We start from the raw sequence: 21,535 nt of genomic DNA on the forward strand, positions 1-21,535 counted from the left end.
GTGCGCGGGTCTTTACCGAGGACAGCACCGGGATCGTGGTGACGGACACCAAGCGGGTGATTGCGTTGATCGGCATCCAGGACGTCGTGGTCGTGGACACCCCGGACGCGCTGCTGGTCACCACCCGTGCCCACGCCCAACTGGTCAAGCGCGCCGTCGACGGCCTCAAGGCCCAAGGCGACATGGACGTCCTCTAGCAGCAGGAGCGCTCCGCGTAGATTACCGGCGCGTAACGCGGCGACCGGCAATGACGCCCCGGCACCGTGACATGGCTAAAGTTTGTTCTGTGCGCAACTATTCGCTGGAAACAGTCCCCACGGAATTGGTCGGTCCCTGGCTGGAGCCCCTCATCGACGAGGTCATCGACTTCCGCCGCGACCTGCACGCCCACCCGGAACTGTCCTTCCAGGAGCACCGGACCACGGCCGCCATCTACGACCGGCTGACCGCCGCGGGCCTCTCGCCCCGCCGCCTCGAGGGCACCGGGGTGATCGTGGACGTGGGCGAAGGACCCATTGCGACGGCGCTGCGCGGGGACATTGACGCCCTGCCGATCATTGAGGAGACCGGGCTTCCCTACGCGTCCCGCAACCACGGGGTCACCCACGGCTGCGGGCACGACATCCACACCGCCGCCATGCTCGGCATCGCCCTGGTGCTCTCCCGCATGCACAACGAAAAGCCGCTGGGCGGGACCGTGCGCATCATCTTCCAGCCCGCCGAGGAAACGCTGCCCGGAGGGGCGCTGGCCTGCATCGACCAGGGCGCGCTCGAGGGCGTCCCGCGCATCATGGCGCTGCACTGCGACCCCCGCATCGAGGTGGGCAGGATCGGCACCCGGATCGGCCCGATCACCAGCGCCTCGGACACCATCAAGATTGAACTGACCGGCCGCGGCGGCCACAGCTCGCGCCCGCACCTGACCGAGGACCTCGTCTTCGCACTGGCCCAGATCGCCATCAACGTACCCGCCGTGCTGTCCCGCCGGGTGGACGTGCGCAGCGGCGTGTCCATGGTGTGGGGGCAGATCAACGCCGGCTCGGCGCCGAACGCGATCCCCGGCCACGGCGTCATGAGCGGGACCATGCGCTGCCTGGACCGCGAGGCCTGGCATGCGGCCGGCGAACTGCTCGACGACGTGGTGCAGCAGGTGGCCGCACCGTACGGCGTCGAGGTGCACCTGGAGCACACCCGGGGTGTCCCGCCCGTGGTCAACTCCGAACATGAGACGGCCCTGATTGAGGCTGCCGCGCGTGCCGAACTCGGTGAGGATTCCGTGGTCCTGGCCCCGCAGTCCATGGGCGGGGAGGACTTTGCCTGGTTCCTGCAGGGCGTCCCCGGCTCGTTGATGCGCCTGGGCACCCATGTGCCGGGCGGGGAGGAATACGACCTGCACCGCGGCGACTACATCGTGGACGAGCGCGCGCTGGGCATTGGCATCCGCGTGCTGACGGCTGCCGCCCTGCGGGCCCTCCGCCCCGCGGCCTGAGCCTTCGCCGGTCCAGCCTCCCGACGGAACCAGCCACTTTCGGATCCGGCCGGCCGCGACCGTCAAATTTAAGTTGTGCACAATTAAGTTGTGTACATCCAAATTAAGACGTAGTCTGGTGCCATGCCCGAACGCAGCATCCTTAAACGCCAAGTCTGCTTCTCCCTGTATGCGGCCTCCCGCGCCGCCACCGCCGTCTACCGGCCACTGCTCCAGGACCTGGGCCTGACCTACCCCCAGTACCTGGTCATGCTGCTGCTCTGGGAGCACGACGGCGTTTCCGTCCGGGAGCTGGGGGAGGAGCTGGAGCTGGATTCCGGCACCTTGTCCCCGCTCCTCAAGCGCCTGGAAGCAGCCGGCATGCTGGAGCGCCGGCGGACGCCCGACGACGAACGCCGGGTCGCGGTCCACCTCACCCCGCACGGGGCGGGGCTGCGCGAAAAGGCACTGGCCGTGCCCTCCCACATAGCCGCGGCGGCCGGCCTGACGCCCGACGGGCTGGAACAGCTGAACGCCACGCTCGCCAAGGTCACCGCTGCGCTGCACGCCCACGCCAAGGATCCCGCGCCGTAGCACGCAAGGCAGCCCACAATAGACAACACCCCATCGCCACCCAACCGAAGGAATCCTTCCATGAACGCTTTGTACACCGCACGCGCCCTCGCCACCGGGGACGGCCGCGACGGCCAGGCCCGCACGGACGACGGCAGGCTCGTCGTCGACCTCGCCTCACCTCCTGAAATGGGCGGTTCCGGCCCGGGCACCAACCCGGAACAGCTTTTCGCCGCCGGTTACGCGGCCTGTTTCCATTCGGCCCTGCGCCTCGTGGCCCGCCGGGACAAGGTGGACGCCGCCGGTTCGACCGTCCAGGCCGAGGTGGACCTGGGCACCATTGCCAACGGGGCGTTCGGCATCGCCGTGCGGCTGGAAGTCTCGCTGCCGCACGTCGGGGCCGAGGCGGCCCGGGCGCTGGTCGAAAAGGCCCACCAGGTGTGCCCGTATTCAAATGCGACCCGCGGCAACGTGGATATCCGGCTCACCCTCGCCACGGAAGGGGCCGCAGCATGAGTGCCCTGGTGTCCCGCGAAATCCAGCTTGCCTCCCGGCCGCACGGCTGGCCCGTCCCGGAGAACTTCAGGCTCGCGGAACGGCCCGTGCCCGAGCTTGAAGACGGCGAAGTCCTGGTCCGCAACCTGGCCATGAGCGTGGACCCCTACATGCGCGGGCGGATGAACGACGCCAAGTCCTACAGCGCCCCCTTTGCCCTGGATGCCGCGCTCGACGGCGGCGCCGTGGGTGAGGTGGTGGCCTCCAGGAGCGACGTGCGCAAGGAGGGGGACGTCGTCGTCCATGGACTGGGGTGGCGCGACTACGCGGTGCTCGCGGGCCAGGGCACCAGGAAGGTGGACCCCTCGCTGGCCCGGCCCTCGGCATTCCTGGGGGCGCTGGGCATGACCGGCCTGACAGCCTACGCCGGGCTGACCCGGGTGGCCGCCTTCAAGCCGGGCGAGACGGTCTTTGTTTCCGGGGCCGCGGGGGCCGTGGGATCGCTGGTAGGCCAGGCCGCCAAGGCGCTTGGCGCCGCGCGGGTCATCGGCAGTGCCGGCTCGGCGGAAAAGGTGGCGCACCTTCTGGACCTCGGCTTTGACGCGGCCTTCAACTACCACGACGGCCCGGCCCGGGAGCTGCTCCGCGGGGCGCTGGGGGACAGCGGCGGCGTCGACGTCTACTTTGACAACGTGGGCGGCGAGCAGCTGGAGGCGGCCATCTCCGTGATGAACCCGTTCGGGCGGATTGCCCTGTGCGGTGCCATCTCCGCCTACAACACCACCGACGCCACCGCCGCGCCGCGGAACCTGGCCTCGGCGATCGGCAAGCAGCTCACGCTGCGCGGCTTCCTGGTGGGTGCACACCAGGACCTGGCCGGTGAATTCGCTGACAAAATGGCCGGCTGGCTCGCGGCGGGGACCGTCCGCTTCGACGAAACCGTGGTGGAGGGACTGGAAAATGCCCCGCAGGCCTTCATTGACCTGATGCGCGGGGCCAACACGGGAAAGATGGTGGTCACCCTGCCATAGGGTCCGCCCCGCCCCGTCGCCCGCAGGCGCAGATGTTGGTAACGGTTCCCCAACGATGCCGGGCTCCCCCGGGAAACCGGCTACCGGTCAGTAATGACTACCATTACTGTGGTGTCTAACACTGCGCAGGCGGCCGGGGGGTTGGCCATGCGCAATCGTCACCTTATGGAGGAACCTTGAAAAACACTTTTAAGCGCGGGACCACTGTGGGCACTGTGGCCCTGGGGGCAATGGCGCTCCTGCTCACCGGCTGCGGCCAGGCGCCGGCACCCGCCGGCGGCGGAAGCACCGGCGGAAACGCCGCCGCCGCGAACTACCTTGGCTGCATCGTCTCGGACTCCGGCGGCTTCGACGACCAGTCCTTCAACCAGTCATCCTATGAGGGCCTGAAGAAGACCGTGGCGGATCTTGGCATCAAGATGAAGGAGGCCCAGTCCACCACCAAGGCCGACTTTGAGCCCAACCTGAACCAGATGGCCAACGCCGGCTGCAACCTCACGTTCACGGTCGGCTTCCTGCTGGCCGACGCCACCAAGAAGGTGGCCACGGCGGATCCCAAGCTGCACTTCGCCATCATCGATGACAACTCCATCAAGCTGCCCAACGTCAAGCCCGTGGTGTACGACACCGCCCAGGCCGCGTTCCTGGCCGGCTACACGGCGGCCTCCGTATCCAAGACCGGCAAGGTGGGCACCTTTGGCGGCATCAACATCCCCACGGTCACCATCTTCATGGACGGCTTTGCCGAGGGCGTTGCCTACTACAACAAGCAGCAGTCCAAGAACGTCCAGGTGCTGGGCTGGAACGTGGCCAGCCAGCAGGGCCTGTTCGCCAACACCTTTGACATCATCCAGGAAGGCACCAAGGCCACCAACAACCTCATCGGTGAGGGCGCCGACGTCGTCATGCCGGTGGCCGGCCCGCTCGGCAAGGGCGCCGGGGACGCCATCCTGGCCGCCAACAAGGGCGGCAAGGACGTCAAGCTGGTCTGGGTCGACTCGGACGGCTACCTGACGGCCCCCACCTACAAGTCCATCCTGCTGACCTCGGTCATCAAGACCATGGGCGACGCCGTGGAGACCATCGTCAAGGACGACCTCGCCGGCAAGTACAGCGCCACCCCGTACGTGGGCACCCTGGACAACGGCGGTGTGGCCCTGGCCCCGTTCCACGACCTGGACTCGGCCGTCAGCGCCGACACCAAGAGCCAGCTCGCCACGATCAAGAAGGGCATCATCGACGGCTCCATCAAGGTGGAGTCGAAGTCCAGCCCGAAGTAGGAAAAACGAAACATCGTTGAACTGATGCGCCGTACCGACAGCACTCGCTGGAGGTGCGGCGCACAGTGGCGTTCAGCCGCAACGTTCCGCATAAACTTTTTTTCGTAGACGGGTTAAATCCTTGAAACTTGAACTCAAGGGCATCACCAAAAGTTTCGGTGCCCTCGTAGCCAACGACCACATTGACCTGGTGGTTGCCTCGGGTGAGATTCACAGCCTCCTTGGCGAAAACGGCGCCGGCAAATCCACCCTCATGAATGTCCTGTACGGCCTGTATGAACCCACGGCCGGCGAAATCCTCATTGACGACAAACCCGTGAAATTCTCCGGCCCGGCCGATGCCATGGCAGCCGGAATTGGCATGGTCCACCAGCACTTCATGCTGGTCCCGGTCTTCACGGTTGCCGAGAACGTGGCCCTGGGCGGGGAAAGCACCGGTTTTGCCGGCATCCTTGACCTGGAGGACACGCGCCGGAAGATCCGGGAAATTTCCGCCCGCTTCGGCTTCCACGTGGACCCCGACGCGCTCGTGGAGGAACTCCCCGTCGGCGTGCAGCAGCGCGTGGAAATCATCAAGGCGCTGGTGCGCAACGCCAAGATCCTGATCCTGGACGAGCCCACCGCCGTGCTGACGCCCCAGGAAACCGATGAACTGATGGACATCATGGCCCAGTTGAAGGCCGGAGGGACATCCATCGTGTTCATTTCCCACAAGCTGCGCGAGGTGAAGGCCGTCTCGGACACCATCACCGTCATCCGCCGCGGCAAGGTGGTGGGCTCCGCCGATCCGGACGCCTCCACCACGGAGCTGGCCTCCATGATGGTGGGCCGCTCCGTCAGCCTCACCCTGGAGAAGGCCGACGCCCAGCCCGGCGAGGAGAGCTTCAAGGTCACCGGGCTGACGGTGATGAACGACGCCGGCCAGCGCCTCGTGGACGACGTCACCTTCGCCGTGGCGGACGGGGAGATCCTCGCCGTCGCCGGTGTCCAGGGCAACGGCCAGACCGAACTGACCGAGGCCGTGCTGGGGCTCCACAAGCACGTCCAGGGATCCATCATGCTGGACGGGAAGGAACTGGTGGGCCGCAGCGTCCGCCAGGTCCTCGACGCCGGCGTCGGCTTTGTCCCCGAGGACCGGCAGGACGACGGCCTCGTGGGGGAGTTCTCCATCGCCGAAAACCTGGTCCTGGACCTCTACACCAAGGAACCGTACTCACGGTTTGGTGCCATGAACCGGGCCGTCATCGCCAAAAGTGCGCAGGAAAAGGTTGCCGAATTTGACGTCCGCGCCCAGTCCGCGCAGGACGCGGCGGACACCCTCTCGGGCGGAAACCAGCAGAAGGTGGTGCTGGCCCGCGAATTGGCCCGCCCGCTGAAGCTGTTCATCGCCTCCCAGCCCACCCGTGGCGTGGACGTGGGGTCCATCGAGTTCCTGCACAAGCGCATTGTGGCCGAGCGCGACGCCGGCACGCCCGTCATCATCGTCTCCACCGAGCTGGACGAGGTGCTCGAGCTCGGCGACAGGATCGCCGTGCTGTTCGCCGGCAGGCTCATGGGCATTGTCCCCGGAAAGTCCAGCCGTGAACTGCTGGGCCTGATGATGGCGGGGCTGACCGCCGAAGAGGCACAGGCGCAGCTGGACGCCCCCGTAGGGGATAGCACAGTAGGGGACGCCCCCGCAGGGGACAGCACCGCCGGAAACACCGAAGGAGGCGCTCATGAGTGAGACGCAGACAGTCAAGGAACCCGTGCCCCCGGCGAAGGAAGGCCAGGGATCGCAGGTCATCCGGGAGATCATGGGCGGCAACGCCCTCATCTCCGTGCTCGCCGTCGTCGTGGCCCTGGTGATCGGCGGCATCCTGATCGCCGTCACCGATCCGCGCGTCGCCACCGCCTCGGGCTACTTTTTCGCCGATCCCGGCGCCACGTTTTCGGCCATCTGGTCCGCGGTGTCGGAGGCCTACGGCGCCCTGTGGCGCGGGGCCACCTACGATCCCACGGCCCGCACCTGGCAGGGCCAGCTGGGCATTTTTGAGACGCTGACCTTCGCCACCCCGCTGATACTCGCCGGCCTGGCAGTGACGCTGGCGTTCCGCACGGGCCTGTTCAACATTGGTGCGCAGGGCCAGATCATCCTCGGCGCCACCTTTGCCGGCGCCGTCGGCTTCGGCATGCACCTTCCGCCGGTCATCCACCTGTTGGTTGTGATCCTGGCCGGCGCCATTGGCGGCGCGATCTGGGGCGGCATCGCCGGATTCCTGAAGGCGAGGACCGGCGCCCACGAGGTGATCGTGACGATCATGCTCAACTACATTGCCATCTCCCTGGTCCTGTACCTGCTGAAAAACCAGCTCAAGGACCCCAACAGCACCAACCCGATCAGCCCGCAGATGGACGACAACGCGGTGTTGCCGCTGCTGCTGGGTCCCAACTTCCGGGTCCACGCGGGGCTGATCATCGCCATCTTGGCCGTGATTGGCGTGTCCTGGCTGCTGAACCGCTCCACGCTCGGCTTTGAATACCGCGCCATCGGCGCCAATCCCAAGGCCGCACGCACCGCGGGCATGCTGGTCTCCCGCGGCTACATCACCGTCATGCTCATCTCCGGCGCCCTGGCGGGCCTGGCCGGCGTGGCCCAAATTGCCGGCACGGAGAAATCCCTCGACTCGGAAATTGCCGGCAGCATCGGCTTTGACGCCATCACCGTGGCGCTGCTGGGACGCTCCAAGCCGTGGGGCACCTTCTTTGCCGCCCTGCTCTTTGGCGCGTTCAAGGCAGGCGGCACCTCCATGGCGGTCAACGCCGACGTTTCCATTGACATTGTTGCGGTGGTGCAGTCACTGATCGTGCTGTTCATCGCCGCCCCGCCCTTGATCCGGTCCATCTTCCGCATCAAGGCCGCCCGCCGTGAAGGAGCCAGCGCATGAGCGTCACAGCCAACATCACGCCGTCCAGGGCCGCGGACCGCGTCGCCGTCCGCAGCTGGAAGCTTCCCGTCCTGTTCGGCGTGCTGGCCCTGTTCGCCGTCATCGTCTTTGCCGTGCTGGGACCGGACGGGGACGCAACGTTCCGCATCTCCCAGGAGGGGGACGCGTGGCAGGTGCCGGACCTGGCCGTGCCCGCCAAGGTGTTCGGCGTCGTCGTTGCCGCCCTTTGCGTCCTGCTGGCCGTGCGCGCGTACCGGCAGATGAAAAACGAGGGCCGCATTGACAAGTGGGTGGCGATGACGTTCACCGCGGCGTTCGTCATCGGGCTGCTCGTGTGGATCATCGGCGGCACCAAGACGCAGAACATCACCCTGGTGGGCTTGTTCACCGGCGCCATGTTGATCACCACTCCGCTCGTTTTCGGCTCGCTGTCCGGCGTGCTGTGTGAGCGCTCCGGCGTGGTCAACATCGCCATTGAGGGCCAGCTGCTGGCCGGCGCCTTTACGGCGTCGCTGGTCTCCTCCATCACGCACAACGCCTACGCGGGCCTGTTCGCCGCCGCGGTGGCGGGCGTGCTGGTTTCCTTCCTGCTGGCCGCATTCAGCATCAAGTACGTGGTCAACCAGATCATTGTGGGCGTGGTGCTGAACGTGCTGGTGTCCGGGCTGACCGGCTTCCTGTTTGAAAAGATCATGAAGATCAAGGTCGACGGCGCCACCATCTACAACCAGCCGGCCCAGCTGCCGGAGGTGCCCATCCCGTTCCTGTCGCAGATCCCGGTCATCGGGCCCACCCTGTTCCGCCAGTCCATCATCGGCTACCTCATGCTGGTGCTGGTGGCCGCCGTCTGGTTCGGCCTGTTCCGCACCCGCTGGGGGCTGCGCATCCGGGCGGTCGGCGAGCACCCCAAGGCGGCCGACACGGTGGGCATCAACGTCAACCGGACCCGTTTCCTGAACGTGCTGGCCGGCGGTGCCGTGGCCGGCGTCGGCGGTGCCTACTTCACGCTCGTGGCGGTGAGCAGCTTCAGCAAGGACATGACCGGCGGGCTCGGGTTCATCGCCCTGGCGGCGTTGATCTTTGGCCGCTGGAACCCGATCGGCGCAGCGCTTGCGGCCCTGTTGTTTGGCGTTGCCGGCAACCTGCAGAGCATCCTCTCGCTGGCCGGCACGCCCATCGACGGACAGTTCCTGGCCATGCTGCCGTATGCGCTGACCATCCTGGCCGTCTCCGGATTCGTGGGCAAGTCCCGTGCGCCCGCGGCCGACGGCGAACCGTACATCAAGGGATAGGGGAGCAGATGGACACCATGGACAACGCCGCCCAGGGCGCCGGGGCCGGCTTCGCCGCTGCTGCGGACATCGGCCAGGCGGACTGGGACGCGCTGCACGCGGCGGCCGCCGCCGCCATGGGCCGGGCCTACGCGCCGTATTCGAAGTACCCCGTGGGCGCCGCAGCCCTGCTCGACGACGGGCGGGTGGTGTCCGGCTGCAACGTCGAAAATGCCAGCTACGGGCTGACGCTGTGCGCCGAATGCACCATGGTGGGCGCCCTGCAGATGGGCGGCGGCGGTCGCATCCGCGCCTTTTACTGCGTGGATGCGGCCGGTGCCGTGCTCATGCCCTGCGGGCGCTGCCGCCAGCTCCTGTACGAATTCCGGGCACCGGGCATGGTGCTGATGACCGGACACGGAATCCGCACCATGGAACAAATACTGCCGGACGCCTTTGGCCCGGAGAACCTGGAGGACCCATCATGAGCGCGCACGCCTACAACGGCCCGGCCTTTGACGCCGTGGACATCATCCGCACCAAACGGGACCGCGGCACGCTGGGCGCGGACCAGATCGCCTGGACCATCGACGCCTACACGCGCGGAACCATCGCCGACGAACAAATGGCGGCCCTGAACATGGCCATCCTGCTCAACGGCATGGACCGGGCGGAAATCTCGCAATGGACCACCGCCATGATCAACTCGGGGGAGCGGATGGACTTCGCGGCCCTGCGCACGCCGGCCGGGGCCCCCATGGCCACAACCGACAAGCACTCCACGGGCGGCGTGGGGGACAAGATCACGCTGCCGCTGGCCCCGCTCGTGGCCGTGTTCGGCGTGGCCGTCCCGCAGCTGTCCGGGCGGGGGCTGGGACACACCGGCGGGACGCTGGACAAGCTCGAGGCCATTCCCGGCTGGCGTGCGGACCTCAGCAACGCGGAGATGATGCGCCAGCTTTCCGAGGTGGGCGCCGTGATCTGCGCCGCGGGTGCCGGCCTGGCCCCGGCGGACAAGAAGCTCTACGCCTTGCGCGACGTCACGGGCACGGTTGAGGCCATCCCGCTGATCGCCTCCTCGATCATGAGCAAGAAGATCGCCGAAGGCACCGGGGCCCTGGTCCTGGACGTCAAGGTGGGCTCCGGGGCGTTCATGAAGGACGAATCCATGGCCCGTGAACTGGCGGAAACCATGGTGGCCCTGGGCAGGGACGCCGGCGTCAACACGGTGGCGCTGCTGACGGACATGTCCACGCCGATGGGCCTGACCGCCGGAAACGCCATCGAGGTGGAGGAGTCGGTGGAGGTGCTGGCCGGCGGGGGGCCGGAGGACGTCGTCGAACTGACCGTGAGGCTGGCAGAGGAGATGCTCCGGGCCGCCGGCGTGCATGATGCCGACCCGGCCGCCGCCCTGCGGGACGGCCGGGCCATGGACTTGTGGCGGAGGATGATTGCGGCCCAGGGCGGCGACCCGGACGCGGCGCTGCCGGTGGCCCGCGAGTCGGAGACCGTCTACGCCCCGGCCGACGGCGTGCTGGTGGGCCTGGATGCGATGGCCGTGGGCGTGGCCGCCTGGCGCCTCGGTGCGGGCCGGGCCCGCAAGGAGGATGTGGTGCAGGCGGGCGCGGGTGTGCGCATGCACGCCAAGCCCGGTGCCCTGGTCCGCGCCGGCGAACCGCTCATGACGCTGCTGACGGACACGCCGGAGAAGTTCGGCCGGGCCAGGGAGGCCCTGGAAGGTGCCGTGTTGATCGCCCCGGAAGGTTCCCGCCCGGCCAGGAAGCTCATCCTCGACCGCATCGCCTAATACGGACGCTCGGTTGCAACCGGGGGTGTTTTTCCCGACCCTCCCGCGCAACCGGGGCGCATATGGCAAACCCTCCCGCGCGAGCGGCAAAAGCGTTGCAAAATAGTGCCCCGGTTGCAACCGGGGGACGGTGGAATGTGCCCCGGTTGCAACCGGGGGTTGGTGGTCATATGGCGGTGTGGGAAGACGGACCAAATGTCGGCCGCTGGGTGGATGCCTGCACACAGGTAGACGTGGGAAACTAAGGGATAACACCCCGCCAGAGGAGAGGAACCATCCCCGGTGGACTTTTTGCACATCGTCAGCCAGATCAACTACGTCCTTGCGCATTCTTCCGCGCAGTGGTGGGTCATTCCCGTGGTTGGCCTGTTCTGCCTGATCGACGGGTTTTTCCTCTTCCTGCCCAGCGAAACCGCCATCGTGGCCTTGGCCTCCATCTCGCTGCGCACCGGCCACCCGAACATTTGGCTGCTCATGGCCGGCGCCGCCCTTGGTGCCATCATTGGCGACAACATCGCCTACTTCATGGGGAACAAGCTCGGCACCACCCGTTTCAAATGGATGCGCAAGCCCCGGGGCGCCAAGGCATTCGCCTGGGCAGGACGCGAACTCGACAAGCGCGGGGCCATCCTCATTTTCACGGCCCGCTACATCCCCGTGGGCCGCATAGCGGTCAACTTCACGGCAGGTGCCACGCGGTTTCCGTGGCGGCGGTTCGTGCTGCTGGACGGCATCGCGGTGCTGACGTGGGTCGTGTACTCGGCCTCGGTGGGACGGGTCGCCGGTCGCTGGGTGCATCACAATCCGCTCCTGGGCGTGGGCATCGCCATTGCCTTCGCGATCGTCATCGGCTTCATCGTGGACCACGCCATGAAAATCCTGCACCACCAGCTGGAGAAGCGCGGACGGCTGGCCCCGCGCCCCGAACCCGGTGCCCATGCAGCCCAGCTCGCCGCCCAGGCCCTCGCCGCGGCCGCGGCCCACGCGGCCGGCGCCGAAGCTGCCGGGCCACAGCCTGGCAGCCACGGCGCCGCCGGCAGCCATGGCACCCCGGGAACCCCCGCGTCAGCCGGCTCCCAAGCCGGCGCCCAAGCCGGGGCCGGACCGGCCGGCGTCGTACCCGGGCCGCCGGCAGGCCCGCAGGATACGCCCTTAGCGCACCGGACCGGCCAAAACTAGCGCGCACCGGCGCCGCATCCCTAAAGTAGGGCTTGTGACTAATCCAACAGAGCACCCCGAATCCCAGCCCGCAGTGGGCATCAAGACCCTGCCCAAGGTCTCCCTGCACGACCACCTCGACGGCGGCCTGCGCCCGGCCACGATCATCGAGCTGGCGGCCGAAGTGGGCCACGAGCTGCCAGCCACCGACCCGGAGGGGCTGCGCCAGTGGTTCCTGGATTCGGCCGATTCCGGCTCCCTGGTGCGCTACCTGGAGACCTTTGACCACACGATTGCCGTGATGCAGACCCATGACGCCCTGGTGCGCGTGGCCCGCGAGTTCGTCGAGGACCTGGCGGACGACGGCGTGGTGTACGGCGAGGTGCGCTGGGCACCCGAGCAGCACCTCACCAAGGGGCTGTCGCTCGACGAGGCGGTCGAGGCCGTGCAGGAAGGCCTGGAGGAAGGCATGGACGCCGTGGACGAGGCCGGCGGCTACATCGAGGTGGGCCAGCTCGTCACCGCCATGCGCCACGCCGACCGCGGCTCCGAGATCGCACAGCTGGCCGTGCGCCACCGCGACAACGGCGTGGTGGGCTTCGACATTGCCGGCGCCGAGGACGGCTTCCTGCCCTCCCGCTTCACCGAGGCCTTCACCTACCTGGCCGAAAACAACTTCCCGGCCACCGTCCACGCCGGCGAGGCCGCCGGGCTGGACAGCATCCAGGACGCGCTGGTCCACGGCCGCGCCCTGCGCCTGGGCCACGGCGTGCGCATCGCCGAGGACATCCACCTGGACGTCCAGGAGGAGGACGGGCACGACGTCGGCACCGTCACCCTGGGCGACCTGGCCCAGTGGGTGCGCGACCGCCAGATCCCGCTGGAGCTGTGCCCGTCCTCGAACCTGCAGACCGGCGCCGTGGCCGCCTTCGGCACCACGATCTCCGAGCATCCCATCGACCTGCTCCACCAGCTCGGCTTCAACGTCACGGTCAACACCGACAACCGGCTCATGAGCGGGGTGACCCTGACCGGGGAGTTCGAGCTGCTGGCCGAAACCTTCGGCTACGACCTGGAGACCATCCTGGAGCTGACCCTCAACGCCGTCCACGCCGCGTTCCTGCCGATCGAGGCACGCGAACAGCTGGCCGACTACATCATCGAGTGCTACGACGACGTCCTGGACGGTGATGACGAGGACTGACCCGCAGTCCCGCCCGGCGGGTGCGGGCGTGGCAGGCGGTGCCGGTGCCGCGCTGGACCGGCTCGCCTCGGTGGTGGCCGACCTGCGGGAGCACTGCCTGTGGACGGCGGCGCTGACCCACCGTTCGCTCATCGCCTACCTGGTGGAGGAGTCCTACGAGCTGGCCGACGTTGTGGAGGCGCCCGGCGAGCTGGATGTTGGGGCGCTCAGGGGCGAACTCGGGGACATCCTCTACCAGGTGGTGCTGCACGCCCTGCTGCAGTCCGAGGCCGGCGGCTTCACGCTGGCGGACGTGGCGGACCAGCTGGCGGAAAAACTCATCCGGCGCAACAGCCACGTGTTCCGCCCCGACGGCACGCTCCAGCCCTCCTTTCCGGACTCGATCGCGGCCATTGAACGGAACTACACCGCCGAGAAGGCCCGGGAACGCACCGGTCCGTCGTCGGTGTTTGATTCATTGCCGGCCGCCATGCCCGCCCTGGCGCTCGCCGCAAAAACCCTGGAACGCGCCGGTGCCGGCCCGGCCACGGCCGGCCCCTCCGCCCAACCAGCCACGCCCCGAACGGAAGAAGAGCTCGGCGAGGCGCTGTTCGACGTCGTCCGGGCCGCCCGGGCGCAGGGCCTGGACGCCGAACGCGCGCTGCGGACGGCGGTCCGCCGCTTCCAGGAACAGCACACCCCGGGGGAGTGAAAGCACGCAGGATGCCGGTACGGGCCTTTGGTGCTGGATTTGCGGGATCAAAGGCCCACGCCGGCATCCGGTTTGCGCCGCGGGGAGCCTGCGGTTATTCGGCCAGCAGCTTGTAGATGGTGCGGCGGGCGGCGTCGAGGGCCTCCGTGGCGGCCCGCAATTGTTCCTCCGTGCCGCTGTGGCCAACCTGGTGGACCGCCCCCATCAGCTTGCCGATGCTTTGGCGCAGCTCGCTGCCGGCCCCGGCCTCCTCGCTGACGTCGGCCCAGACGGCGGCCATCTCCTCCGGGTGCTCGGCCACGTAGCTGCGGCCCGCCCCGGTCAATTCAAATTCGGTCCGCTTGCCCTTGCCCGTCGACTCGATCAGCCCCTCGGCCTGCAGGGCGGCCAGCGCCGGGTAGATCGAGCCGGGGCTGGGGCGCCACGCGCCGTCGGTGTGGGTGGCGATGGCGCCGATCATGCCGTAGCCGTTGTAGCTGTGCTGGCTGAGCAGGGACAGGATGGCGCTGCGGACGTTGCCCTTGCGGACCCGCCCGCCCCGGCCAAATCCGCCCCGGAAGCCGGGGCCGAAGCCGCCACCGAAGCCCGGGCCAAAGCCGGGGCCGAAGCCCGGTCCGAAACCCCTGCCCGGCCCCGGGCCGAAGCCGGGGCCCCTACCTGGGCCGAACCCGGGGCGGCCGCCGAATTCCTCGTCGTCGTCCGAGGGGGTGCCGCGCCCGCCCCCGCGGGGTCCGAAGCCGGGGCCGAACCCCGGTTCACAGCCGGCGTCCCGGCCGAAGTCCCGGCCGAATCCGGGTCCGAAGCCCGGGACAAATCCGCCGCGGCGCTTGCCGTGGTGGTGTCCATGGTGGCCATGGCCGCCGGGAAAACCGCCGTGCTCGTCGCCGTCGAATTCCCCGCCGTCGTGGTCCGTGGGCCCGGTGTCCCCGGGGCCGGGGCCCCTGGTGCCAAAGTCCTGGGGTCCGGGGCCCCCTGGGATGTTGTTTTCCGGGTCGTTGATGCTGTTCATGGTGAAAACCTGTTCTGTGAAAGTGGTGTGTCCGTGGAGGGCCGGTGCCGGGCTGCCCCGGGAGGATCCGAACGTGGATTTCCCGGGTGGGGGCCGGCCTGGATGTGAAGCGGCGGGCTGTGGGCGGCCCGTGGAACTTCACGCTGGGGATGGCTTCCTCTCGCTGGCAATTTCTAGCGATAGTTAACGATATATCGCTATATTTCGTTGTCAAGGGGTCCTGGCGTCATTCCCGGTCAACTGTCAGGAACACTGCCGGCACGGCCCCCGCTTCGGGCCCCGGCACGCCCCGCTCCGGCCCGAAAGCGGCCCGAAAGCGGCCCGAAAGGGGCCCCTAACGTGCGGCATTGGTGCAACTTGGCCGCAAGTCGGGTCACCCGCCGTGCAGGCGGCGTAGTAAAAAGTGCCCGGTCACGGCAACCGGCTAGGATTGTGCCGACAGCGAGGTCGACCTATATCCGCTCGAAGCTCAAAAAAGAGGAGCAATACGTGGCACTTATTGAAGCCATTCACGCACGCGAAATTTTGGATTCCCGGGGAAACCCGACCGTTGAGGTCGAGGTTCTTCTTGCGGACGGCTCCGTGGGCCGGGCAGGCGTTCCCTCCGGCGCATCGACCGGCGCCTTTGAGGCCGTTGAGCGCCGCGACGGCGACAAGGCCCGCTACCAGGGCAAGGGCGTGCTGCAGGCCGTCGAGGCTGTGCGCGAGGCCATCGCCCCCGAGCTGGAGGGCATCGACGCCACGGAGCAGCGCCTCATCGACTCCATGATGCTGGAACTGGACGGCACCCCCAACAAGTCCAAGCTTGGCGCCAACGCCATCCTCGGCGTCTCCCTGGCCGTGGCCAGCGCCGCCGCCGTCTCCGCGGACCTGCCGCTGTACCGCTACCTGGGCGGCCCCAACGCCCACGTGCTGCCCGTGCCGCTGATGAACATCCTCAACGGCGGCTCCCACGCCGATTCCGACGTCGACATCCAGGAATTCATGGTAGTCCCGCTCGGTGCCTCCACCTTCTCCGAGGGCCTGCGCTGGGGCGTGGAGGTCTACCACAACCTCAAGTCCGTGCTGCAGGAAAAGGGCCTCTCCACGGGCCTGGGCGACGAGGGCGGCTTCGCGCCGAACCTGCCGTCCAACCGTGCCGCCCTGGACCTGATCCTGGAGGCCATCAAGCGCGCCGGCTACGAACCGGGCAAGGACGTTGCCCTGGCCCTGGACGTTGCCTCCTCCGAGTTCTTCAAGGATGGCACCTACCAGTTCGAAGGCAAGTCCCTCACCGCTGCCGAGATGAGCGCGTACTACGAAGAGCTGGTCCGCGACTACCCGCTGGTCTCCATCGAGGATCCCCTCGATGAAGACGACTGGGAGGGCTGGAAGACCCTGACCGACGCCATCGGCGACAAGGTCCAGATCGTGGGCGATGACCTCTTCGTCACCAACCCGGAGCGCCTGGCCCGCGGCATCGAGAACAAGACCGCCAACTCGCTGCTGGTGAAGGTGAACCAGATCGGTTCGCTCACCGAAACCCTGGACGCCGTGTCCATGGCCCAGCGCGCCGGCTACACCACCATCACCTCGCACCGTTCCGGTGAAACCGAGGACACCACCATCGCGGACATCGCCGTGGCCACCAACGCCGGCCAGATCAAGACCGGTGCCCCGGCCCGCTCCGAGCGCGTGGCCAAGTACAACCAGCTGCTGCGCATCGAGGAGGACCTCGAGGACGCCGCACGCTACGCCGGACGCAGCGCCTTCCCGCGCTTCAAGGCGTAACTCGCCCGACGCCGGAAAACGCGTCAATAACGCGAGTTGGGCCGGTGGTTGGCTAAGGTGGATACACACCCAGCCATCCACCGGCCCTTCGGCGTTAAAACCCGAGGCGCGCCGGGGAAGTACCAGGAGAACCATGGCTACACGTCGTCCCAAGGTGCCCAGCGCACAATTTAGTGCCGGGGCGAAGAAAGCAGCGGCCGAGCCGGGTACGACGCCGGACCCCGCCCATGGCGACCACGGCACCTCCCATGGGGCACGCCAGCCGGCAATGGGCCGGACCGGCTCGCCACGGCCTTCCCGCCAGGCCGTCACCAACCCCGGCAACGGGCGGAGCCCCGCTGCCGCCGGCCCGGCCCGCACCACCGGCAGCCACGCAGCCAACCATGCCGCCGGCCATGCCTCCCAGCACCATGATCCGGCCAACACGCCGGTGCCCGCCCGGTCGTTCAACGGCCGGCTGCTGGTGCTGGGCCTGGCCATGGCTGCCGTCACGGTGGCGCTGGCCCCCAACATCCACACCTACATGGACCAGCGCGCAGAGATTTCCGCGCTGAAGCAGGACATCGTGGCACAGACGGCACAGCAGGGCGTGGCGAAGTCTGAACTGGCCCGCTGGGACGACCCCGCCTACGTCAAGCAACAGGCCCGCGACCGGGTGAGCATGCTGATGCCGGGGGAGACCGGCTACTGGGTCTACGGTGAAGCCGCGGCATCGCAGCCGGACGGCACGCCGGCGGCAGCCCCGGCCGCGGCTGGGCAATCGGCAATCAAGGCCACCACCGTCACCACCGAACCGTGGGTGGACAGCCTGTGGCAGGCCGTGGAGAAATCGGCCGCGGTCAAGCCCGCAGCCCCGGCAGCCAAGGCCCCGCCAAAGCCTGCGGCGAAATAGAGCTGCCCGACGGCAGTTTCTCGCGGCCCGTCGGCAGGACCGGAAAGCGGGGGAGCGCCCGGGCTGTAAAATGGCCTGTTGGACAGGGTGCCTGATCGGACCCCCGCCACCGCCGCTGCACCGCGGACCCACCCGGTGCCCCGGAACGAATGCCTGCAAGGAAGGACGCCGGTGCCCGCACCTGACACCACTGCCGAAGACCCCCGAGTGCCCACCCAGCACGACCTGGACACGCTCAGCCGCCAGCTGAACCGGCCCGTCCGCGACGTCGTGGAAATTCCCGCCCGCTGCGTGTGCGGCAACCCGCTGGTGGCCGCCACCGCGCCACGGCTGGGCAACGGCATCCCGTTTCCCACCACGTTCTACCTGACCCATCCGGTGCTGACGGCCGCGGCGTCGCGGCTGGAAGCGGCCGGCATGATGGCGGAGATGACGGACCGCCTCGCCGCGGATGCCGGGCTGGCCGCCGCCTACCAGCGGGCCCACGAGCACTACCTCGCCGCCCGTGCGGCCATCGGCGGGCGGGCTGGCACGGGGCCGGTCCCCGAGATCGACGGCATCTCCGCCGGCGGCATGCCCACCCGTGTCAAGTGCCTGCACGTCCTGGTGGGCCACGCACTGGCCGCCGGCCCTGGCGTCAACCCCTTGGGCGACGAGGCACTGGCCGCGCTGGCCGAATGGTGGACGGCGGACAAATGTTACTGCGCCGGTGCCTGGGACGATCAGGCGCCCGTGCCCAGCAAGGACCTCAGCCGCCACGTCAGGCACCTCAGCCAGGACTGACCGCACGCCGCCAGCCCCTCCAGCCCAAGACAAGGACCTGCCCACCCCATGCGCGTAGCTGCCATTGACTGCGGAACCAACTCCATCCGCCTGCTCATCGCCGACGTCACGGCGCACGCCGACGGCACCACCACCCTGGCCGACGTCCACCGTGAAATGCGCGTGGTCCGCCTGGGCCAGGGTGTTGACGCCACGGGCCTGCTGGCACCCGAGGCCCTGGCCCGGACCTTCGCCGCGGCCGAGGACTACGCGGAGCTGATCCGCAACTGCGCCGCGGACGGCACTGCCGTGGAGCGCATCCGCTTTGTCGCCACGAGCGCCACGCGCGACGCCGGCAACCGGGCCGAGTTCACCGACGGCATCACGGCCCGCCTGGGGGTGGCACCGGAGGTCGTCTCCGGCGCCGAGGAGGCCGCCCTGTCCTTCGCCGGCGCCGCCAGCGCGCTCCCGGCCCTGGCCGGCGAACTGGTCCTGGTGGTGGACCTGGGCGGCGGCAGCACCGAGTTTGTGGCCGGCAGCGGCGCGGGCGTGCAGGCCGCCCTGAGCACTGACATGGGCTGCGTGCGCTTCACTGAACGCTACCTGCGCTCGGACCCTCCCACGGCCGCGGAAATCGCCGCTGCCGAGGCCGCCGTCGAGGCCAAGCTCGACGACGTCATGGCGCAGGTGCCGCTGGGCGACGTCACCAAGGTGGTGGGCGTGGCGGGCACCATTACGACTGTTACGGCCCAGGCCCTCGGGCTGGCGGAGTACGAGCCGGAGGTGATCCATGCCGCCGTCGTGCCCCTGGGAAAGATTGCCCAGGCGGCCACCGAACTGCTCGCCATGACGCGGGCGGAGCGGGCCGCACTGGGCTTCATGCACCCCGGGCGGGTGGACGTGATCGGCGCCGGCTCGCTGATCTGGGCGACCGTGCTACGCCGCCTTGCCGAGCTGACACACGGGCGGCTCGAATCGGCAACGACCAGCGAACACGATATTCTGGACGGAATCGCCCTGGGCGCCGCCGGAGGACTCCACTGAAGCGGCGCGCACCTCGACGGAAACGAGCCTGAATGCCGCAAGTGACACAGCCGCCCAAGCGACGGCTGCGCGGCCTCTGCGCTGCACTGCTCGCGCTTGGCATGGTCGTGCCGCTGGCCCTGGCCGGCGCGGGGGCGGCATCCGCGGACGACATCCGCAACCGCGAGTACTGGCTCGGCTCCTCCGGCATCACCAAGGCCTGGACCATCTCGCAGGGCCAGGGCGTGAAGGTCGCCGTCATTGACAGCGGCATCGACGCCGCCCACATAGACCTCAAGGGTGCCGTCGTCGGCGGTGCGGACATGTCCGGCTCCGGAAATGCCAAGGGCACCAAGGGTGTCGGCGCCGAACCCGAGCATGGCACCCTCGTGGCCACCATGCTGGCCGGGCGCGGCCACGCCAGCGCCTCTGCCGGCGCAACCGCCACCAAAAGTGCGACGGCGGCCCCCACGGCGGGTGCCGGCCCCGACGGCGTCATCGGCGTCGCCCCCAAGGCGGAACTCCTCAGCGTATCCGTCTGGCTCGGCAGCGACAACCCCTCCGGCAAGACCATCGATGCCCAAATCCCCGCAGCCGTGCGGTGGGCCGTGGACCACGGCGCCAGGGTCATCAACATGTCCCTGGGCAGCACCTCCACCGCCTGGCCGCAAAGTTGGGACAGCGCCTTCGCCTACGCCGAAGCCAAGGACGTCGTCATCGTCGCCGCGGCCGGCAACCGCAAGTCAGGCAGCGAACAGGTCGGTGCCCCCGCCACCATTCCCGGCGTGCTGGCCGTGGGCGGCCTGGACAAGGACGGGGTGGCCAGCGTGGATTCGTCCTCGCAGGGCATCAGCATTGGCGTGGCCGCCCCGGCGGAGGACCTGGCCGGCGGGCTGCCCGGCGGCGGCTATGCCCGGTGGAGCGGCACCAGCGGGGCAGCCCCAATCGTTTCCGGCGTTGCGGCCCTGATCCGGGCCAAGTATCCAAAGATGTCTGCCGCGCAGGTGATCAACCGGATCATCACCACCGCCAAGCCCAAGGGCAACGGCATCCCGAACGCCTTCTACGGCTACGGCGTCCTTGACGCCTACGCGGCCCTGACCGCCGACGTTCCCGTGGTGCAGGCGAATCCCCTGGGCAGCATCAAGGAATGGATCCACGTCCACCGCCGCGGCGAGGCCGCCCCGCCCACCGGCGGTTCCACCGTCACCACCTCGCCCCTGCCCGCGGCCACCTTCAGCGACCATGCCGTGCCCGCGCCGCTGCCGCCCGCCCAGCTGAGCAGCGTGGCCCCGGCGGCGATCGTGCTCGGCTTCCTGGCGCTGCTGGTGGTGGTGCTCGCCGCGGGCGGCACCCATGTGCTGCTGGTCCGGCGCCGGCTGCTGGCCGAAGAGGCCGGCCGCGCCACCGCAGGACCGGCTGCCGGCAGCCCCGGTACAGCGTCCGGCACCTCCGGAACAGAGTCCGGCACCGGTGCCGGACGGGACTCCGGCACCGGGGCGGGCCGGGACTCCGCCGTCGGGCCCGGGGGCGGCAAGTCCTAGGGAAGGCCCGTGCCCTGCCTGCCGGGGTGCGGCCGTCGTGAGGGGCGATGGGCACCATTCCCCATTGCGGTCGTTTGCCCAAGCGCGCGAAACTGCCCTTATGTCGCTGACGTTGCCCACCCTGGTTTACTCGCTCCCGATCATCCTCGTGATGGCCGCCGTCGTCGCGGTGGTCGTGTGGGTGGTGGTGAGGCTGTCGCGCAACCCTGCCGGCACCCCTTCCCGCCCACCGCGCCCTGTCGCGTTCCCGGCCGGGCAGGGTGGGCCGGCCGGACAATGGAACGCACACGTCCGGCGCGACGGACATCTGGACCCTTTTTCCGGGTTTGGCACGCTGACGCTGGCCGGCGGGATGCTGACGTTCGTTCCTGACGACGGCACCTCGGCTTCCTGGTCCCTGCCGTCTGCCGCATTCGGCGTGTGGTCGAATTCCGTCCTGGCCAACAGCGACCTGACCGTGGACTCCCAAGCCACCGGCAGGTTGTTGCTGACCGTGAGCCACGAAGGCATCAACCGGATCTCGCGCAACAACTTCAAGACCCTGCGGGAACGCCGGACGTCCGGCGAGTTCATCCAGGCCATGCGGGCCTGCGGCGCTACGCTCGTGGGCTGAAACGGGCCGGGGGGAGG

Annotated in this window: 20 protein-coding genes and 1 pseudogene; 20 read left to right on the forward strand and 1 reads right to left on the reverse strand. The window is 68.7% G+C overall.

Annotated features, from left to right (window positions below; all coding sequences use genetic code 11):
* From MMF96_RS05470 to MMF96_RS05535, 14 genes and pseudogenes are all read left to right on the forward strand, one after another.
* Positions 1 to 197: pseudogene (locus tag MMF96_RS05470) on the forward strand (mannose-1-phosphate guanylyltransferase); the annotation flags it as partial.
* A gap of 89 nt (positions 198 to 286) precedes the next feature.
* On the forward strand, positions 287 to 1,489 hold the full coding sequence (locus tag MMF96_RS05475) for an amidohydrolase (RefSeq protein WP_176617888.1): 1,203 nt from the start codon (positions 287 to 289) through the stop codon (positions 1,487 to 1,489).
* A 123-nt stretch (positions 1,490 to 1,612) separates the two neighbouring features.
* On the forward strand, positions 1,613 to 2,062 hold the full coding sequence (locus MMF96_RS05480) for a MarR family winged helix-turn-helix transcriptional regulator (RefSeq protein WP_176617889.1): 450 nt from the start codon (positions 1,613 to 1,615) through the stop codon (positions 2,060 to 2,062).
* Between the two features lie 60 nt (positions 2,063 to 2,122).
* On the forward strand, positions 2,123 to 2,557 hold the full coding sequence (locus MMF96_RS05485; RefSeq protein ID WP_176617890.1) for an organic hydroperoxide resistance protein: 435 nt from the start codon (positions 2,123 to 2,125) through the stop codon (positions 2,555 to 2,557).
* Positions 2,554 to 3,567: an NADP-dependent oxidoreductase gene (locus MMF96_RS05490; RefSeq protein ID WP_256882824.1), complete on the forward strand. Its 1,014-nt coding sequence runs from the start codon at positions 2,554 to 2,556 to the stop codon at positions 3,565 to 3,567. The genes MMF96_RS05485 and MMF96_RS05490 overlap by 4 nt, the downstream gene beginning before the upstream one ends.
* Positions 3,568 to 3,797: 230 nt before the next feature.
* Positions 3,798 to 4,847, forward strand: a complete 1,050-nt coding sequence (locus MMF96_RS05495) for a BMP family protein (protein WP_176617929.1) — start codon at positions 3,798 to 3,800, stop codon at positions 4,845 to 4,847.
* A gap of 121 nt (positions 4,848 to 4,968) precedes the next feature.
* A complete protein-coding gene (locus MMF96_RS05500) occupies positions 4,969 to 6,573 on the forward strand; it encodes an ABC transporter ATP-binding protein (protein ID WP_256882825.1) in 1,605 nt (534 codons plus the stop codon).
* Positions 6,566 to 7,774: an ABC transporter permease gene (locus MMF96_RS05505; protein ID WP_256882826.1), complete on the forward strand. Its 1,209-nt coding sequence runs from the start codon at positions 6,566 to 6,568 to the stop codon at positions 7,772 to 7,774. Before MMF96_RS05500 ends, MMF96_RS05505 begins: the two co-directional genes overlap by 8 nt.
* Positions 7,771 to 9,066, forward strand: a complete 1,296-nt coding sequence (locus tag MMF96_RS05510; RefSeq protein ID WP_176617894.1) for an ABC transporter permease — start codon at positions 7,771 to 7,773, stop codon at positions 9,064 to 9,066. The genes MMF96_RS05505 and MMF96_RS05510 overlap by 4 nt, the downstream gene beginning before the upstream one ends.
* An 8-nt stretch (positions 9,067 to 9,074) precedes the next feature.
* Positions 9,075 to 9,533 carry a cytidine deaminase gene (locus tag MMF96_RS05515; protein ID WP_256882827.1) on the forward strand — a complete coding sequence of 153 codons (459 nt, stop codon included), beginning with the start codon at positions 9,075 to 9,077 and terminating at the stop codon, positions 9,531 to 9,533.
* On the forward strand, positions 9,530 to 10,852 hold the full coding sequence (locus MMF96_RS05520; RefSeq protein ID WP_256882828.1) for a thymidine phosphorylase: 1,323 nt from the start codon (positions 9,530 to 9,532) through the stop codon (positions 10,850 to 10,852). The genes MMF96_RS05515 and MMF96_RS05520 overlap by 4 nt, the downstream gene beginning before the upstream one ends.
* Before the next feature lie 282 nt (positions 10,853 to 11,134).
* Positions 11,135 to 12,031 (forward strand): DedA family protein, encoded by an 897-nt coding sequence (locus MMF96_RS05525; protein WP_256882829.1) that lies wholly within the window; start codon positions 11,135 to 11,137, stop codon positions 12,029 to 12,031.
* 34 nt (positions 12,032 to 12,065) lie between these two features.
* Positions 12,066 to 13,214 carry an adenosine deaminase gene (locus MMF96_RS05530; protein ID WP_256882830.1) on the forward strand — a complete coding sequence of 383 codons (1,149 nt, stop codon included), beginning with the start codon at positions 12,066 to 12,068 and terminating at the stop codon, positions 13,212 to 13,214.
* Complete coding sequence (locus tag MMF96_RS05535) at positions 13,201 to 13,905, forward strand: MazG nucleotide pyrophosphohydrolase domain-containing protein (protein WP_176617898.1); 705 nt, start codon at positions 13,201 to 13,203, stop codon at positions 13,903 to 13,905. The genes MMF96_RS05530 and MMF96_RS05535 overlap by 14 nt, the downstream gene beginning before the upstream one ends.
* A 94-nt stretch (positions 13,906 to 13,999) precedes the next feature.
* Here MMF96_RS05535 and MMF96_RS19580 read toward each other — a convergent pair whose 3' ends face one another.
* A complete protein-coding gene (locus tag MMF96_RS19580) occupies positions 14,000 to 14,914 on the reverse strand; it encodes a PadR family transcriptional regulator (protein WP_306295728.1) in 915 nt (304 codons plus the stop codon).
* A 489-nt stretch (positions 14,915 to 15,403) separates the two neighbouring features.
* Between MMF96_RS19580 and eno the strand changes: the two genes are divergently transcribed.
* From eno to MMF96_RS05570, 6 genes are all read left to right on the forward strand, one after another.
* Complete coding sequence (eno, locus tag MMF96_RS05545) at positions 15,404 to 16,684, forward strand: phosphopyruvate hydratase (RefSeq protein ID WP_176617900.1); 1,281 nt, start codon at positions 15,404 to 15,406, stop codon at positions 16,682 to 16,684.
* Positions 16,685 to 16,817: 133 nt separating this feature from the next.
* Entirely contained in the window at positions 16,818 to 17,576 is a 759-nt protein-coding gene (locus MMF96_RS05550) for a septum formation initiator family protein (RefSeq protein ID WP_256882831.1), read from the forward strand.
* Positions 17,577 to 17,747: 171 nt separating this feature from the next.
* Entirely contained in the window at positions 17,748 to 18,359 is a 612-nt protein-coding gene (locus MMF96_RS05555; RefSeq protein WP_256882832.1) for a DUF501 domain-containing protein, read from the forward strand.
* Positions 18,360 to 18,407: 48 nt separating this feature from the next.
* Positions 18,408 to 19,382, forward strand: coding sequence for a Ppx/GppA phosphatase family protein (locus MMF96_RS05560; RefSeq protein ID WP_176617902.1), 975 nt, complete (start codon positions 18,408 to 18,410; stop codon positions 19,380 to 19,382).
* 32 nt (positions 19,383 to 19,414) lie between these two features.
* On the forward strand, positions 19,415 to 20,905 hold the full coding sequence (locus MMF96_RS05565; protein ID WP_375141405.1) for a S8 family serine peptidase: 1,491 nt from the start codon (positions 19,415 to 19,417) through the stop codon (positions 20,903 to 20,905).
* A 100-nt stretch (positions 20,906 to 21,005) separates the two neighbouring features.
* Positions 21,006 to 21,518, forward strand: coding sequence for a hypothetical protein (locus MMF96_RS05570; RefSeq protein WP_256882833.1), 513 nt, complete (start codon positions 21,006 to 21,008; stop codon positions 21,516 to 21,518).
* Positions 21,519 to 21,535: the final 17 nt, after the last annotated feature.

The sequence above is a fragment of the Arthrobacter sp. STN4 genome, from assembly GCF_024539665.1.
Lineage (GTDB): Bacteria > Actinomycetota > Actinomycetes > Actinomycetales > Micrococcaceae > Specibacter.

Bases quoted from the DNA above. Each gene is read 5' to 3' on its own strand.
- MMF96_RS05480 (WP_176617889.1), top strand. From the start codon at position 1,613: ATGCCCGAACGCAGCATCCTTAAACGCCAAGTCTGCTTCTCCCTGTAT.
- MMF96_RS05485 (WP_176617890.1), top strand. From the start codon at position 2,123: ATGAACGCTTTGTACACCGCACGCGCCCTCGCCACCGGGGACGGCCGC.
- MMF96_RS05490 (WP_256882824.1), top strand. From the start codon at position 2,554: ATGAGTGCCCTGGTGTCCCGCGAAATCCAGCTTGCCTCCCGGCCGCAC.
- MMF96_RS05495 (WP_176617929.1), top strand. From the start codon at position 3,798: ATGGCGCTCCTGCTCACCGGCTGCGGCCAGGCGCCGGCACCCGCCGGC.
- MMF96_RS05505 (WP_256882826.1), top strand. From the start codon at position 6,566: ATGAGTGAGACGCAGACAGTCAAGGAACCCGTGCCCCCGGCGAAGGAA.
- MMF96_RS05510 (WP_176617894.1), top strand. From the start codon at position 7,771: ATGAGCGTCACAGCCAACATCACGCCGTCCAGGGCCGCGGACCGCGTC.
- MMF96_RS05515 (WP_256882827.1), top strand. From the start codon at position 9,075: ATGGACACCATGGACAACGCCGCCCAGGGCGCCGGGGCCGGCTTCGCC.
- MMF96_RS05520 (WP_256882828.1), top strand. From the start codon at position 9,530: ATGAGCGCGCACGCCTACAACGGCCCGGCCTTTGACGCCGTGGACATC.
- MMF96_RS05535 (WP_176617898.1), top strand. From the start codon at position 13,201: ATGACGAGGACTGACCCGCAGTCCCGCCCGGCGGGTGCGGGCGTGGCA.
- MMF96_RS19580 (WP_306295728.1), bottom strand. From the start codon at position 14,914: ATGAACAGCATCAACGACCCGGAAAACAACATCCCAGGGGGCCCCGGA.
- MMF96_RS05550 (WP_256882831.1), top strand. From the start codon at position 16,818: ATGGCTACACGTCGTCCCAAGGTGCCCAGCGCACAATTTAGTGCCGGG.
- MMF96_RS05560 (WP_176617902.1), top strand. From the start codon at position 18,408: ATGCGCGTAGCTGCCATTGACTGCGGAACCAACTCCATCCGCCTGCTC.
- MMF96_RS05565 (WP_375141405.1), top strand. From the start codon at position 19,415: ATGCCGCAAGTGACACAGCCGCCCAAGCGACGGCTGCGCGGCCTCTGC.
- MMF96_RS05570 (WP_256882833.1), top strand. From the start codon at position 21,006: ATGTCGCTGACGTTGCCCACCCTGGTTTACTCGCTCCCGATCATCCTC.